This window comes from Mycoplasmopsis anatis (genome assembly GCF_900660655.1).
GTDB lineage: Bacteria > Bacillota_I > Bacilli_A > Mycoplasmatales > Metamycoplasmataceae > Mycoplasmopsis > Mycoplasmopsis anatis.
The window spans coordinates 328086-345007 of sequence record NZ_LR215035.1 but is presented as its reverse complement, the minus strand read 5'-3'; the positions used below and the strand labels follow the sequence as shown (position 1 = coordinate 345007).

Sequence of the window (16922 nt, the reverse complement as noted above, 5' to 3'; positions counted from 1 at the left end):
CCGATTAAATTTTACTTAGTTGGATATAGAATGATTTTCCTTTTTGGAAAATAAATAAGTAGGCATAACCTACTTAAATCTTAACATCATACATACCATAGTGTTCAGAGAGAAGTGTTTTTTTGTGAATGTGTCAATTTTTGCCGTACTCTTTAACTAAAAAATCATTATATTTTTTAGGTACTGCAATATAAAAATCATCGAATTTGCACAACTCAGAGTCAAAAAAATCCCATTCAAGAGGAAAAGTTGTTTTTTGCATATTTGCATAATCAGGTCAAGTGATAATAAATTGTTTTTCCTGAACTTTTGTATCTCTGACTTGATTAATCGCTTCTTCTAAAGTGAACTTTGGAAGCTTTCTAGTTCAGAAAAAGAAAAATCTTAAAATTTTAATATGCCACAACTCTTTACTTACTTTGCGATTAGCATAATAATTAAAGTATCTTAATTTATTTGTGAGTTTTCTAAATTTCTTTAGTTTTTCTTTGTTTGTTGGGACAACTACAAAAAGATCTATAAATGTTGCATCTACTTCGTCTTCACGATCATGAGTATATTTAGCCATCATAAGAAAATTATTTGAATTTTTACCTACTTTGACTAAGTTTGGGTAGTTTTTAATTAAGAATTCTAAAGTATCATAATCAATTACTAAATCGACATCATCATCTCATGGAATAATGTTATTATGTCTGATCGCACCTAATAATGTTCCATAATAAGCAACATATTTAAGGTTGTTTTTTTCAAAAATTGAAATTAATTCTTTGAGAAGACTTTTAAGTTTTACATGTTTACTATGTAAATATTGAGTATCTCATTCATTATTTTTCATTTTTTTCACTTTCAATAAATTTTTTAATGTTTTTTACAACTATTTTAGCATCATCAATAGTAATTAATCTAGAAATACCAACTCTTATTACTGAGTGTCTTTTTTCGGTTCTCCCTAGTTCAAAGTAATTATTTGAATTGCTTGATACATAATTTCTCATTTTTTCACAATCTATACCTTTAGGAGCTTCCATACACAACATTGAACATGTTCTAAGCTCTACAGGAACTTTATTAACAAAATTTAATTTTTCAAGTTCATCATTTAAATAATTGAATACTTCTCATTTCTTTTGATTAATTACTTGCAATGAAGTATTATTCATAATATCAATTGATTCAGACATTGAAACAATTAAATTAATTGCGGGTGTAAAAGGAGTTTGTTTATAATCTCTATAGTATTTTAAGTACTTTCTGTAGTCAAAATAATATCTTGGAGTTGTACACTTTTGAATTACCTTTTCGGCTTTTTCTGAAATACATACAATTGAAAGACCTGGATAAATTGAAAAACCTTTTGCCGAAGAAGCGAATGCAATATCTACAGATCAATCATCAAAATTAAATTCTTCATTCAATACAGAAGATACTGAATCACAAACTAATAAAGCATCAGTATTTTTTGTTAATTTTCCTAATTCACTAATGTTATTTAGCACTCCTGTGCTTGTTTCGTGGTGCGTAACAAATACAGCTTTAACTTCAGGGATTAAGTGTTTGAAATCATCAATATTATAAGTTGAATAATCAGGATATCTGAAGAAGAAAATATTATTATGATCTTTAATATATAGTTTTAGAATTTCATAAAACCTATCACCAAAATCTCCAACTGAAATTAAAATTACTTTATCCGTAGACTCAATTAAATTTACTACAGCAGATTCCATAACTCCCGTTCCACTGGCAGTTATAGCTATTGGTGTGGCTTTAGTTGTATTAAACATCTTTTTTAGATTATCATGTAATTTTGTTATATAAAACTCAGCTAAATTTGAACGATGATGAACAATTCCTTTGAGAATTAAATCACTAATTTCTTGATCTATGTTTGTTGGACCGGGGGTTCATAATTTCACTAAATCATGTGTTCTATAACGTTCATCAACACTTATTAAGTCATAAAAATTATCTATTTCATAAAAATTCGATTTATCAATTTTATGACACTCAACTGGTTGACCAAGACTTCATAAAAACTGTTCGTAATAATTTTGTTTGTTTTCAGGAATTGAATAATATTCCTCAAAACGCGATCTCATATAATCACCAAAATCTTTGTTAATATATCCTAATCCGGTTCATTTTAAATCACCTTTGATCATATTTTTAGCATATTGACCTACAATTAAATTATTTCTTAAAATAAAACATGTTTCATTAATATGTTCGTCCTCAGCACCTCAATAAATACTCTTATAGTTTGATTGTTTAATTTCTTCAATTAAATCTGGAATAATATTTCTTGTTAAGTAAATATCTCCTTCTATATATAATGTATCACCTCAGTGTTGAATTGAAACAGCCAAAGAAGAGATGTTATTTTCATATTCAAACTTGTCATTTTCAATTAAAGTAACACCGTATTTCTTAGTCAAATAGTTAAATTGTTTTTTTAAATAACCAACTACAATATAAATATCTTTGATCCCACTTTGGTGAAGAAACTTAATATTTCTTTCAATTAAAGCTTCATCTTCATCAGTTTCTTTATTTAAAATTTTAATTAACGGTTTAGGTACATGCTTTGTGTAAGTGGTTAATCTACTACCTTTACCCGCAGCAAAGATTATTGCGTTTTTAATCATATTTCTCCTCAATTAACAAATGATAAACAATTTAATATTATTGTTGTTCAACTTTTACATCATCAACCATAGTTTTAGCTTGAGCTAATTCAACACTAAAGAATGTTGTAACTCCACGTTTTTGCATAGTTGCTCCAAAGAGGTTGTCCATACGCGACATTGAACCATGTCTGTGAGTAATGACTAAGAATTGTGTTTTATTTTTAAGTGATTGTAAGTATTCTGCAAACCTTACTACATTAGCTTCATCAAGTGCACCATCTACTTCATCTAAGATACAAAGTGGTAGAGGACGTGCTTTTAAGATTCCGAAAAGTAGCGAGATTGCAATAAGTGATTTTTCTCCTCCTGAGAAGAGTTTAAGATTTTTAATATTTTTGCCTGGAGGCTGTGCTTCAATACCAATTCCACTATTGAGAATATCATTTTTATCAGTGAAGTATATTTTTGCACTTCCACCACCAAACATAGTTCTAAAAATTTCATCAAATTCTTTATTAACATCATGAACAATATTTAGTAATCTAGTGATAATTAATTTATCCATCTCCGCTATAGTAGCAATAATTGTTTCCTTAGCTTCTTCAAGTTCGTCATTATTTTTCTTAATTAAATCATAACGATCTTGAATAATGTTTAGTTGTTCAATAGATTCTATATTTACATTACCGATTTTTTCAATTTCTTCGCGTGTTTTATCTACAAATTCTCTGGCTTTTTCAGGATCAATTTCTAGCACATAATTAGCCAGAACATATTCATGAGTTAAATTGTAATAATTTGTAAGTCTAAATTTGTCATTTTCAAGTGAACGCTTTGTTAATTCAAACTTAGTAGAATCATCACTATAGTCTTGAATTAAATCTGTTAATAAACTTTCTAATTCTGATTTTTCGCTTGTATATCTAGAAAAATCTGATTCGTATCTTTCTAAAAGTGCATAATCAACTTTAAGTGATGATTCAATTTCGTCTAATTTATATTTAACCACTTCAATATCAACAACATTAACATCACTAACATGATCGTTAAATTTAATCTCTTCAGTAGTTAAATTTTTTAATTCATTTGAATATTCGATATTTTGTCTTTCGATATTTTTCTTAGCTTCAGAGATTGAAACTAAACGTTTATCAATTTCATTTTTATTTCTGAATAGTTGCTCAATTTTGTTAGAAATATCGTAAGATAAATTCTCTTTAGCATCAAGATATTCATTAATTTGTGGAAGTAAATTTTCTAATTTAAGGATTTGTTCATCAATTCCAAGTAGTGAATTAGTGTTGTTGATTTTTTCTCCACCAACAACAACACCACCTACTCTTATAGTATCACCATCCTTAGTTACAATCATGTATTTTTTATCAATTATTTCAGAGATTTTATTAGCTGATTCAACATCTTCAACAACGATTATATTTCCAAGTAAGAATTTAGCTAGAAGCTTAAATTCAGGCGCATATTTTACTAAATCAGATGCTATACCAATAAAACCAGGATATCCTTGAATTGCTAAAAGATGATCATCGCGTACACTTTTAGCTTGGATTGAACTCATTGGAATAAATGTTGCTCTTCCGCCGCGATTTTTCTTTAGGAAATTAACTGCTTCAACTGCTGTTTCGCTATCTCTAACTACCACATATTGTGTTGCGTTGTTTAAAACTGTGTCTATTGCTGTATGAAATTCACTATTAACTTCAATCAAATCAGCCACTAAACCTTTATACCCTTTGAATAATCTTTGATTATCAAGAATTGTTTTAGTTCCTTTAAATAGATTACTATGAGTTTCTTTCTGTTGTTTTAAGATTCTAATATTAGTTTCTATTTCAATTTTTTTCTTGTTTTTTTCGTTTTTATCTAATTCAATTCTTCTTTTTTCTTCTCTAAGAGTTTCATTTAATTTTTCAAATTCATCTCTTTTAGCGATTAATTCACTGAGTTGCTCTTCATAAGTTTTTAATTGGTGCTTTGAAGTTTCGATTAAATCCTTTAGAGCACTAAGTCTTTCAGAATTATTACTTCTTAGTTGACCTGATGCAATTAATTCTTTTCTTTGTTTTTCTTTTTCTACAGCAATTGATAAAGCGTTATAACTTTCTCTTAAAGCAGTAATCTTTCCATTTTTTTCATTAATACTACGTCTAAGATCGCTAATATCAATACTTAATTTAGAGCATTTTTTGTTATATTCATCAATACGTTTTCTGTAGTCGGCCTTAGTTTCATCCACACCTCTTAGTTTCTCAGTTAAAACATTTAACTTTTCTGTTCCAACTGTGATATCTCTACCTAAAAGTGCTATTTCAACATTTTTTAACTGTTCAGTTTTTTCTAAAAACAACTGTGCTTTCTCGGCTTGTTTTTTAAGCGGATTAATTTGTCTTTCTAATTCGTTAATGATTGTTTTAACTTGACTTAGCGATTGAGAGGTCTTCTCTAGTTTACGTTCAGTCTCAGCTTTTTTTAGTTTATATTTAGAAACTCCAGCAGCTTCCTCGAATATACCACGTCTTTGTTCATCGGTAGCTTCTGCAATCTCTGCAACAGTACCTTGGGAAATAATTGCAAGCGATGACTTACCAATTCCAGTTTCCATCGCAATCATTTTAATATCTTTTTGTCTTGAAGGTTCACCATTAATAAAATACTCACTACCTTTATTTCTAGTGATTTTTCTAGTTATTGATATGTAATCCTCTTCAAATTTAGATAAATGTTCACGGTTATCAAATGTTAATGTAACATATGCTTTATCCATAGCTGGAATGATTTTAGAACCAGCAAAAATTACATCATCCATATTATCACCACGTAATTCACGTGAAGATTGTTCCCCTAAAACTCATTTAATAGCATCGTTGATATTACTTTTACCTGAACCGTTAGGTCCGATAATTCCAGACACTCCACCATCAAATCTTAAAGTAATTGGATCTGCAAATGATTTAAATCCATGGGCTTCGATTTTAACTAATTTCATTATTTGTTCTCCTTGGTTTCAAGATTAAGTTTTTTTAGTGCATTTTCAGCAGCTTTAATTTCCGCTTCTTTTTTACTTAAACCAACTCCTTCTCCATAAACAATACCATCATGAATCGCTTTAGCAACAAAGTGCTTTTCATCAAGGGTTTCTACTTGATAAACAACTGACATTTTATTCATCGACTGAAAAATTTCTTGTAATACTGTTTTAGCATCCTTATTTTCTTTATTGTAAAATTTATCAATTGCAGGATATAAAAATTTGCCAACAAATTTTATAGTTTCTTTTAAACCTAAATCCTCAAAAATTGCACCAGTGATCGACTCGAATAAATCAGCTTGAACATTTGATGAAGACTTTACTTCTCTAGCAGCTTCACCACCTGCTGAATAAACTAATTTAGGGAGACCAATCATTTGTGAAATTTCTGAAAGTGATGCTGTACTTACAACTTTAGAACGTAATAATGTACCTTTACCTTGTAACATTTTTGGATATTTTTTGTAGATATAAGATGTTGTTATAAACTGAAGTAATGAGTCACCTAAGAATTCAAGACGCTCATAACTTTGTAATTTATTATTTTGACTTTTGGATGGGTGTGTCAGTGCCAATATATATAATGATTTATTTTTTGGCTTTATATCATTAAAATGAAAAAATTCATCTAAAGTTTTTGCTTTTATTATGTCCATTTGTCCCTACTTTATTTCTATATTATATATTTTAATATTTTATTTTATAAATATAAGTAATAAAAACATCAACTATTTAGTTGATGAAAAAATATTAAGAGAATCAGAAATTTTTTGATTTAAATTTTTATCTAAACCTAGTTTAATTTGATTTAATGCACCCACATAAGATTTATAGTCACTTGAACCATGACTTTTAATGGCTAATTTTTTTAACCCTATAACTCAAGCAGCTCCAACATTTCTATAATCTAATGTTTCAGATACATCTTTAAATGCTCCTTTAAGAAATAAATAGCCTATTTTTCTTAAAGTTTTCTTCATTATGTTTTCTTTTATTAAGTCTTTAAAACTCAGTATAGCTCCTTCAAGAGATTTTAGCACTAAATTTCCACCATATCCGTCAATAACTGCAATATCTGTTGTGTAATTCAATATCTCTCTAGGTTCTTGAAATCCAACATAATTTAAATTCTTATTTTGTAGAAGTTTTTGATGTGCTTCACGTGCAATTTCAAGGCCTTTATATTCCTCAGTACCAATGTTTAATAATGCAACTTTAGGATTTTCCAAATTTAAAAGAACTTTAGCATATTCATTCGCTATAACACTTCATTCAACTAAAAAATCACTTTTAGTATTAAGATTAGCACCTACATCTAAAAGTAAAAACTTCTTTCCTTTAACTGTTGGCATAATAGGCATAAAAGCGGGGCGAGAAACTCCTTCAAGTCTACCTAAAACAAATGTGCAAAGAGCTAAATAAGAACCAGAATCACCACTACTAATTACTGCATCAGCTTGATTATTTTTAACTAAATTAATAGCTTCTTTCATAGAAGTATTTTCACGAAGCATATTTCTAATATTCTCATCGAATTTAACGGTATTAGGATTGTCAATAACACTAATTTGTTTATGTTGTTCAACCAAGTATTTATCAATTTGAGTTTTATCCCCAACAAGTATGATTTCTATGTTAGGATTTTCTTTTACAAAATAAAGCGAAGCTTTAATTGAAGCCTCTACACCTTTATCGTTTCCGTTGACATCAAATGCAATCTTAAAATTCATTATTCAACACCTATAATAAATTGATAATTAGGTTGGTTACCGTTAATTATTTCTACTTCAATATCATAATTTCCTTCGATTCAATTTTGCAATTCAATCGCATCAGACTCACTAGCTACATCACCATAGTAAATGCTAATAATTTCGTGATTTTTCTTAACCATTCTAGTAATTAGTTTCTTAGAAGCTTCTAAATGAGTATCGCAAGAAGCAATAATTTGACCACGAGTAATTGAAATAAATTCACCTTCTTTAATGTTTATACCATTAAGTTTAGTTGTTCGAACTGATTTAGTAACTTCACCAGTTGTAACATCTTTAATCGCTTCTAGCATAATTTCTTGATTATCTTCAGCTGTGTTATCCTTGTTAAAATTGATTAAAGCAGTAATTCCTTCGATTTGTGTTTTGGTTGGGATAATAATAACGTTTTTATCATTTACCACTTGAGCTGCTTGTTGAGATACAAGTAAAATGTTTGAATTGTTTGGTAGAACAAACACAGTTTCTGCATTAACAGAGTTAATAGCATCAATTAAATCTTGTGCACTTGGGTTTTGTGTTTGACCACTTTCAATAATATAATCGCAACCATATTCACGCATTCTTTCGATAATTCCAGTACCCAAATTACATGAAATTATTCCACAAAGACTTTTCTTTTGTTCATCTTTAGATTCTTTTAGGTCTTCAGCAGTTGCTTTTGAGTTATTGGCTTGTAGCGTCATATTTTCAGATTTAATCTTAATAAATTCACCATAATTTTGTCCAAAGTTAAGCATATCACCCGGTTTAACTGTATGGCCGTGAACTTTAAGAATATTATCATCATTAACTACAACTAAACTTGTTGCTATTTCACCAATACTTTTGGTAAATTCTTCTTTATTAAAACTTGTAGGATTCGATAAATCTATGATAAATTCAGTACAATAACCAAATTCACCATTATAAACTTCAGTATCGTTAATAAATTTATCAATTTGTTCACTGCTTTGAGAAATTTCAACTGGTTTTCCAGCAAAGAATTGATACATTCCGTTAAAGATAGTATAAAGTCCTTCACCACCACTATCAGTAACCCCAACTTCTCTAAGTGTCTTTAATTTATTTGGCGTATTATCACAAGAAATACGTGCAAAATCTACAACTTTTTTAAAAAATTCCTCTAGCTCGACATCGTTACGATCTTTAAATTCTTTAGAAAGCATTTCACTTGTTTCGCGAATAACTGTTAAAATCGTTCCTTCTATTGGTTTTAATACTGCACTATAAGCTTTTTTGGTCGCAGCAGTAAAAGCAAAAATTAAATCTTGGGTGCTAGCTGCACTAATTGAAACAAAACCATTAGCTAAACCACGAAAAATTTGACTTAAAATAACTCCACTATTACCACGTGCCCCTAGAAGCATATTTTTTGCAATTTCATCTGAAATTTTGCTTAAGTTAGCTTGCTCAAAATTCATTTTTGAGGCTGCACCTTGAATAGTAGAAGCCATATTTGTTCCAGTATCTCCATCCGGAACAGGAAAAACATTCAATGCATCAATTCTATTCTTAGCATTCACAAGAGCATTAGAACCTGAAATAACTGCTTGAGCAAACAGCTTACCATCTAATTTCTTACTCATAATGTACTCCTTTAATAAAGATGTTTATACCATAAAGTTTTTCTTTGTTGTTACTTAAAATAAATTTAAGTTGTTTATATATTTGATTTACAATGCTTTTAGCTGATAGTCCATATAAAATTTTTAATGAGCATCCAAAGCGTCACCCTTTTTGAAGTTTTTCAACTTGTAATATCTCATAAATATTTTTATCAGTCTCGCTCTCAGATTGTTCACTGTTTAAATTAATTTCATGAATACTTACAATACCAGGGATGCTACTTAAAACCTGTAAAAAAATCTCTCTTGCTTGTTCTAAATCCATTATGCCTCTTTTGTGTAAGTAAATACTTACAATATTTTAAATTAGTTTTAAAAAAATTATAATATATTTATGTCTGAAACAAAATGTAAAGCTATATTACTAAAAATAAATCATTCCGATGATAATAAAAGCTTTTTAACATTTCTCACTAATGAAGGTATTTTGCAACTTTATGCTTTTGGTTTAACCAAAGTAAGTAGTAAGAATCGTTATAATTTGTTTCTTGGTTCTATCATTGAAATTAGTTACTTTAAAGCTAGATTAAAAGGAAGTGTAGGGAAGCTAAAAAAAGCTACACTTATTAAACAAGTTAAGCAAAATAGTTCAAGCAGTATAAAAACGATAATTTTAATATGCAAAATATTACAAAATTTTAATTCAAAAAACAATATGATTAACTTTTACAACTATTTTATAGACAATATTGGTAAAGGAAAAAATAATTTTTTAATAACCGTATTACTTAGTAAATTGATTCAATTTTTTGGAATTAAACCTATACTTAATTACTGTAGTGAGTGTAAAAGTATAAAAAGAATTGTAGATTTTAAAGTTTATAATGGTGGTTTTTTATGTCAAAATCACGCATATGAAATTATTCCAACAGAAGATTTAAAATCAATTTTTAATCTTTTTTATGATTATAATTTGTACATTCAAAGTGCAGGAGCACAAATCAATAAATATTTAAAAAATCAGTTTCTTAATATTCTTTATGATCATGGAGCTAACTTTAACTAAAGTTTCACATTTTTAGCAAATATTTTTACGATTCCACAAATTAAAGATTTAATATTGTATAATTAATTTACAAATAAATAGGATTTAAAATTATGTTTTTACCCAATTTTTATTTCTAAATTTCGGTAAATTCATAATTTTTAAAATTTAATTATTTAGAAAGGAACAAATGAAAAATAAACTAAATGATATAGAAAATAATTATAATACATACTCTGAATTAAATATTCATTCGCACAATGAGCAAAAAATTAATTTGATTAATAAAAACGTTGTTCCTAATTTAAATAAAAAACAAAAAATTATTGTTTGAGATTTATTTGGTGGTGGTCAAAATTCAGTATTTAAAGCACTGAATGATAATGAAAAATATGATTATGAAATTTATACTTTTGATGTTACTGAACCAACTAGACAAAATCATATTTGAATTGACTTATCACAAAAGAATATCACAGAAATATTTCAAAAAATGATTGAATCAGGTCAAATCAAAAAACCTGACATAATCGTTTCATCTACGTTGTGTCAGTCTTTCAGTTGTGTCTTGAATATGAAAGGTGGTGGAACTTGCTTTTGAAAATATAATAATGATAGAACAAAATTAATTTTTAGATCAAAAAATGAATTTGAACTTTTAAAAAGTGGTTTTACAAAAAATCTTGATGCTGATACACAATTATATATAGCTAAATTAGGTAAAAAATGTGTTGATAATTCAATTGAATTAATCCAAAACTTTAAACCAAAATATTGATATATTGAAAACCCTAAATCATCACTAATCTGAAAATACATAACATTGAACAGAAAAGATTTTTATAATCCAGAAAATTGCTTTTTAAATGAAGCTTCTTATGGTAAATATGGTTTTCTAACAACCAAACCAACATATTTTTTGAGTAATGTTAAAATGGAACTACTAAAAGGTAAAATTGAACCTCCATACACAATTGAAGAAATTGACGGAGTAAAATACTATGTCTTAAAAGATGACCCAAATACTAAAGTTCCTAAAAGTTTAGATAGTAGAATGATTGGTATCTCATCTATAAATAAAATGATAAAGGCTAGAAATGTAAAATCTGGTATGGGTGGTTTAGATTTTGTTATGAAACAAAGTAAATCTAAAATTTCACAAAAAGATAAAAAAACACCAATACAATTAAGTGAGGCTGGTCCAGCAAGTCATATTCCAAGTAAATTAATTCAAGATATTTTTAAGGAGTTTGAAATTTAAATGCCTAATTATTCATGAGTAATTGATATTTTAAATGATGAAAAAAATATTAATACTATTGAAAACAAAGAATTATTTTTAAAATCAGATGTTTTGAAAATAATTAGAGAATCTTATCCCAAAATAACTGATGATAGAATTGTTTTTGCTAACATACAATCTATGTGTTTAACTAAGGATCCAACAAAAATAAGAATAAGATCAGACAAATTTTTAAGATGAGTTAAGAATTTTAATTTTGATTGCATGTTAGTTTCTATAGCTAAACATTTTGGTAAAAAATATTACTACATTTTTTTAGGAAAATCATTTGAAGAATATTGTTTTAGTGATTATTCTAGTAATTCATTTCTAAATTTTCATTTTGAAGATCTTTTTCCAGTAAATGGTTGAAAAGAGAATTATGGAATAAAAATTAAAACTGTATCAAACAGAAGGAAAGAAAAATCTAAATATTTTTATTATGTTTCAGAAGATGCATTAAAATCTACTGATGATATAAATAAATTAAAAGATTTTTGCGAAAGATTTATAAAACAAATACCACTTGAACCATATCCTAAGATAGTTTATAAAGCGTTAGAAATAGCACCAGGAATTAGAAAAAAAGTATTTGATTTATTTCCTAATAGATGTATATGTTCTGTAGATGAGAATATATGTATAAACAAGGACAGCATTAATTGAGATTCCTTTGAGAAAAATCCATCATTAACTTCATTACATTTACATCATTTTATACCAAGAGAACACTTCAGAAATATGTACAACGTTAAAAAATTAAATACCGAAATAATAAACTCTTATTTGAACTTGGTACCTCTTTGTCCCTCTTGTCATAACATAATACACAAGGGTAATGATTTACAAAAAATGATGATAATCAATAAAATTTTTGAAGTTCAAAAGAAACTAAATATACATAACGATTTTCTTGACTACTTAAAAAACAATGAGAAATATATAAAAATGACTATTGAAAAAATAATCGCTTTTTACTTAAAAAGACATAAATAAATTTTGACACCAAAGGTGTCATTTTTGTCTAAACATAGGAAAACGAAACTTGGAAATACATTTCGTTCATTTAATTTTTATCGTAAAATAGAAAAGTCATGCGACCATTAGCGCATGACTGTTTTTATTTATCGGGTCTTTTAGTAAAATAATAGTGAACAAAAAATACGAAAGGACCCAATATGATTATAGCAAATATTAAAAATTCTCTTGAAAAAGTTGTGTGTATAAAAACTAAACAAAAACATCTTCCTAACAATCATTATTTGATAAAGAATTCTGATGAAGAAATTAGGTTATTACATTCGAAAGTCTTAAAAACAAGACTATTGAAAGAGAATCAAATGAGTATTCTTCATTTTAATGAATGTTTAAGGTTAATAGGGCAAAATAAAACCATTTCTCAAGTTTCAAACATTGTAAGATTTCAACCAAAAACTATTAAAAATTTCTGCAACAAATCAAGGTGATTTTGTTAAGAAATTTAAGAAAGTTTGTCGCAATTGCGACAATTATATTAACTATGTTAACTATATAGATTTTAATTTGTTAGCTGAACATTTGATATTTTATAGGTCAAGAAGAACTAGACTTCACTCAAAAACTATTCAAAACAAATGAAAAGATTTTATTAGATTTTGAAATGAAGAAGTTGACTATTTTAGAAAAAATCGATTTAGTAAGGATTTTACAAAAAGAGCCATAAAAGTTTCTGCTAAAGCACTTGTTAATAAATTTAAAAAACATTACCCTGATAGTCCTTGTCCTACGACAAGCACTGTATATAAGTGCTTAAAGTCAAATGAGTTTTCATTATCTATAGATATTTTGCAATTTCTTTCGGTAGGAAAATACCGAAAGAGAACTGTTAAAACTCAAAAAAGTTCTCTTAAAAATGCAATTCCAATTCATCAAAGACCTGAGGAAGCTAACAATAGAACTACAGAAGGCCATTACGAACTTGATACAGTTATTGGCAAACGTGAGGACAAGTATTGTTTAGTTACTCTCTTAGATAGAAAATCTAGAAGACTCTATTCAGTTAGGTCACTAAAAACTTCATTAGCAGTTAAAAAATCATTGATTAAAATTATTGAAAATAACGCATTAAAAATCAAAACTTTAACAATTGACAACGACTCCGAGAACGTGTTGTTACACGAAGTTATTAATCAAAACAATTTATACAAATGTGACGCGTACTGCTCATATCAAAAAGGTTCTATCGAGAACATTCATAGACATATCAGAAGATATATTGCTAAAGGTATTTCAATGGACAAATTTTCTGATGATCAAATTCAAATAATGATCAATAGAATTAACGAATATTTATTACTTATCTCAAAATAATATTGAAAAAAATTTAAAAATCGGTCATGACCGATTCTTTTGATGTGCTTTTTTAATTAAAAAATCAATATAATTATAAATATTGAAGCACTATCGTACTTCAAGCTCTTTAAATAAAAATAATGGTCGCATGACTTTTCCACTTTACAATTTAATTTTTATACTAGTTAATTGAATTGAATAAAAAAATTATTAGTATAATATAAAAAATAATTATTAATGCTTAAGGAGTATAAAATGCATTCAGTTAAAAAAATCTTATTAAAACCAAATTATTACGACAAGTGAGAAAACTTCAAGATTAAAGGTTGAGTTTCATCAAACCGTGGAAATAATAAAATGCGTTTTATAAATTTAAATGATGGTTCAACTGTAAATAACTTACAATTAGTTATCAAAGGTGAGAACTTTGACTTTGGTTTATTAGATACAGTTAAAATTGGAGCGGCCATTGAAGCTGTAGGAACTTTAATTGCTACACCTAGTGCTCCTCAACCGATAGAATTAGTTGTTAGTGAGTTTAAGTTGTTGAAAAATACAGAAGATTTTCCAATTCAAAACCAAGATATTTCTCTTGAATTACTTAGAGAATTACCACACATTAGACATAGAACAAATATTTTACGTGCAACAATGTTAATTCGTTCAACACTAGCACAAGAAATTCACAAATATTTCATTGCAAATGATTTTTACTACATGTCGAGTCCTATTATTACTTCAAATGATGGAGAAGGAGCTGGTGAAACTTTTAATGTTGATGATAACTCTAAAAACCCGTTCTTTGGTGGTAAAAAATCAACATTAGGTGTTACTGGACAACTTCATGCTGAATCATATGCAATTGGAATGAATAAAGTTTATACTTTTGCACCAACTTTCAGAGCTGAACACTCAAATACTAAAAAACATGCCGCAGAATTTTGGATGGTTGAACCAGAAGTTGCTTTTTATGATTTAAATGACATTATTCATCTTGCTGATGATATGCTAAAAGTTGTTATTAGAAACACTTTAGCTAAAAATAAATTTGAATTTGATTATTTAGTTAAACATCACGATCCAGAACTTATTAATAGGTTAAATAAATTTTTAGACAATGAATTACAAATTATTGATTATAAGGATGCGATTGCAGAATTAGAAAAAGTTAAAGATAAATTCGAAAATAAAGACATTAAATTCGGTTTAGATTTAGCAACCGAACATGAAAGATACATTTCAGAGCAGTTATTTAACGGTCCTGTAGCTGTTATTAACTTCCCTAAAGATTTTAAAGCATTCTACATGTATCAAAATGATGACAAAAAAACTGTTGCAGCTTTTGATTTATTAGTGCCAGGAATTGGAGAATTAATTGGTGGTTCTCAACGTGAAGCTAACTATAATAAATTGTTAAACAGAATTAATGAGTTAAATATTCCCGCTGATGATCTAGCTTGATACTTAGATTTAAGAAAATTTGGTGATAGCGGTTCAGCCGGTTTTGGATTAGGGTTTGAACGTTTAGTAATGTATGTAACTGGTGTTGATAATATTAGAGATGTAATTCCATATCCAAGAACTGCCGGAAATATCAGAATGTAATTTATAAAGATATCATGAACTAAGTTTGTGATATTTTTTATATTTTTATTCAATTAAACTTCAAAATATTTAGCTAAATACTCAAATAAATCTTTGTATTATTAAATCAATTATATTAATACAGGTAATAAAAAAGCACAAACTTTGTACTTGTGCTTGTTTTAAGATACTTTAATTTTAATAATGTATTTTGTTATTACTTCCATATTAGGATTTATACCTGGACAGTGTGTTTCAAATGGCATAAATAACATAAACGAGTCTTCAGTTAAATTCATAACAGTCTCTTTGTTCTTAATTTTGAATAATACAGTATCGCTTTGTTTATCGTATTCTTTAATAATATCTTTTGCAGATAGATCTATTTGTGGGGCAAATACAACTAGCTCATCTACTCCAGAAAATAAGTGAATATCAATTGTTTCATAGTGCATTTCACAAACTAAGTCTTTTAGATCAGTAGGCCTTACTTCTTTTTTTAGTAACCAAATCTTATCTGTTATGTGATGTTTTCCATTTTCAAAGGTTTTTATATCATTTTCTTTCAATCATTTATAAGCGGTTTCAATTTCTTTACTAATATTTTTATATTTATGCATGTTTGTAAACTTATCAAAAATCATAATTATCTCCCTTTAGACTTATAAACAATTAAATTAGGATTGTGTCTGTAACCACGACCCTCTTTAGCTTCAGGTTTACCATTTAATATAGTAGCATCAGCTGAAAAAGAATTGGAAAGTTTAAAAATACTTTGACCTACACCATAAAAATCAACCGGTGCGTTATTTTCTTCAAATAATTCAATTTTTTCAGGATTAAATCCGCTTGATACAACAATTTTATAACTATTAGCTCCTATTTTATCAAGATGATTTCTGAGACGTTTAACTTGTTCAATATTTACACCGTACTGAGCCTCTTCATTATCGAACATATGATCAACCATATTTTTAGATGTGTCTAATCTAACACCTCAAATTTTATCTCCCATAGCTTCAAAAATTTTAGTTGATTCAGAAATTACATCATTATGGTAATCAACTAATGCAATTAGTTTATTATTAGGAAAATGCTTGTGGTATGCTTGCATAGCAGCAACTAAATCACCACCAAAACCTTGAATTAACACATGAGGAACAGATCCAAAAACTTCATCTGAAGTTTCCTGTCTTTGGGCATCTGTTGAAACGCTTTTAATTCCAGAGAGTGCTATAGCTCTACCATCTATTTCTTGATTAATGTAATGGTCAGCTCTATCTCCCATAAAAATAATAGGTTTGCCTTTAGCTGCTCGCACACATGCATATCCATTTGAAGCTATTGATGTACTTCTAGCCAAAATTCCATCAATGACACCTTCTCAAATACCAAAATCATGATAATGTCCTTCTAATTCTAAAACAATATCTAAATTATTAATGTGAGACCCATCGGGTAAATATCTAATTGTATATTTTGAAATATCTGTTTCAGCTTCCAATAATTCAAGAACCTCACTCATTCCAGCTAATATAGCGTTATCTTTTCTTTGAAAAAACTGTAGAACAATGATATTATTAGGTTTCTCATTTTCTAAAATTACTTTAGTTTTTTCAAAATAAGAAGCAGTATACTTCTTCATATTAATCATAAATTTCCTT

General features: G+C 27.7%; 14 protein-coding genes and 1 pseudogene. 6 read left to right on the top strand and 9 right to left on the bottom strand.

The annotated features are described in order from the left end of the window. Positions 1 to 73 precede the first annotated feature (73 nt). The 7 genes from mf1 to EXC66_RS01445 all read right to left on the bottom strand — a co-directional run bounded on the left by mf1 (position 74) and on the right by EXC66_RS01445 (position 9341). Positions 74 to 838 carry a diacylglycerol cholinephosphotransferase Mf1 gene (gene mf1 / locus EXC66_RS01475; protein WP_006886168.1) on the bottom strand — a complete coding sequence of 255 codons (765 nt, stop codon included), beginning with the start codon at positions 836 to 838 and terminating at the stop codon, positions 74 to 76. After that, positions 828 to 2648, bottom strand: a complete 1821-nt coding sequence (locus EXC66_RS01470) for an aminotransferase class V-fold PLP-dependent enzyme (RefSeq protein ID WP_006886169.1) — start codon at positions 2646 to 2648, stop codon at positions 828 to 830. Before EXC66_RS01470 ends, mf1 begins: the two co-directional genes overlap by 11 nt. Before the next feature lie 37 nt (positions 2649 to 2685). Beyond that, positions 2686 to 5634, bottom strand: a complete 2949-nt coding sequence (locus EXC66_RS01465; protein ID WP_006886170.1) for an AAA family ATPase — start codon at positions 5632 to 5634, stop codon at positions 2686 to 2688. Continuing rightward, positions 5634 to 6332, bottom strand: coding sequence for a ribonuclease III (rnc, locus tag EXC66_RS01460; protein ID WP_006886171.1), 699 nt, complete (start codon positions 6330 to 6332; stop codon positions 5634 to 5636). Before rnc ends, EXC66_RS01465 begins: the two co-directional genes overlap by 1 nt. Before the next feature lie 72 nt (positions 6333 to 6404). Continuing rightward, complete coding sequence (plsX, locus tag EXC66_RS01455; RefSeq protein ID WP_006886172.1) at positions 6405 to 7406, bottom strand: phosphate acyltransferase PlsX; 1002 nt, start codon at positions 7404 to 7406, stop codon at positions 6405 to 6407. Then, positions 7406 to 9037: a DAK2 domain-containing protein gene (locus tag EXC66_RS01450; protein ID WP_006886173.1), complete on the bottom strand. Its 1632-nt coding sequence runs from the start codon at positions 9035 to 9037 to the stop codon at positions 7406 to 7408. Before EXC66_RS01450 ends, plsX begins: the two co-directional genes overlap by 1 nt. After that, positions 9030 to 9341, bottom strand: a complete 312-nt coding sequence (locus EXC66_RS01445; protein WP_006886174.1) for a hypothetical protein — start codon at positions 9339 to 9341, stop codon at positions 9030 to 9032. Before EXC66_RS01445 ends, EXC66_RS01450 begins: the two co-directional genes overlap by 8 nt. 69 nt (positions 9342 to 9410) lie before the next feature. Between EXC66_RS01445 and EXC66_RS01440 the strand changes: the two genes are divergently transcribed. From EXC66_RS01440 to asnS, 6 genes are all read left to right on the top strand, one after another. After that, positions 9411 to 10082, top strand: coding sequence for a recombination protein O N-terminal domain-containing protein (locus EXC66_RS01440; protein ID WP_006886175.1), 672 nt, complete (start codon positions 9411 to 9413; stop codon positions 10080 to 10082). A 169-nt stretch (positions 10083 to 10251) separates the two neighbouring features. Continuing rightward, positions 10252 to 11322 carry a hypothetical protein gene (locus EXC66_RS01435; protein WP_006886176.1) on the top strand — a complete coding sequence of 357 codons (1071 nt, stop codon included), beginning with the start codon at positions 10252 to 10254 and terminating at the stop codon, positions 11320 to 11322. Beyond that, positions 11323 to 12339, top strand: a complete 1017-nt coding sequence (locus EXC66_RS01430; RefSeq protein ID WP_006886177.1) for an HNH endonuclease signature motif containing protein — start codon at positions 11323 to 11325, stop codon at positions 12337 to 12339. It abuts the gene before it with no gap. A 182-nt stretch (positions 12340 to 12521) separates the two neighbouring features. Beyond that, positions 12522 to 12818: a hypothetical protein gene (locus EXC66_RS01425; protein WP_112579139.1), complete on the top strand. Its 297-nt coding sequence runs from the start codon at positions 12522 to 12524 to the stop codon at positions 12816 to 12818. 67 nt (positions 12819 to 12885) lie between these two features. Beyond that, positions 12886 to 13692 (top strand): IS30 family transposase, encoded by an 807-nt coding sequence (locus EXC66_RS01420; protein ID WP_165166778.1) that lies wholly within the window; start codon positions 12886 to 12888, stop codon positions 13690 to 13692. A gap of 237 nt (positions 13693 to 13929) precedes the next feature. After that, complete coding sequence (asnS, locus tag EXC66_RS01415) at positions 13930 to 15279, top strand: asparagine--tRNA ligase (protein ID WP_006886932.1); 1350 nt, start codon at positions 13930 to 13932, stop codon at positions 15277 to 15279. A gap of 161 nt (positions 15280 to 15440) precedes the next feature. Here the strand turns inward: asnS and EXC66_RS01410 are convergent, their stop codons facing one another. Next, complete coding sequence (locus tag EXC66_RS01410) at positions 15441 to 15902, bottom strand: NanQ anomerase/TabA/YiaL family protein (RefSeq protein ID WP_006886931.1); 462 nt, start codon at positions 15900 to 15902, stop codon at positions 15441 to 15443. A gap of 2 nt (positions 15903 to 15904) precedes the next feature. Further along, a pseudogene (locus EXC66_RS01405) lies at positions 15905 to 16915 on the bottom strand (nicotinate phosphoribosyltransferase); the annotation flags it as partial. Positions 16916 to 16922: the final 7 nt, after the last annotated feature.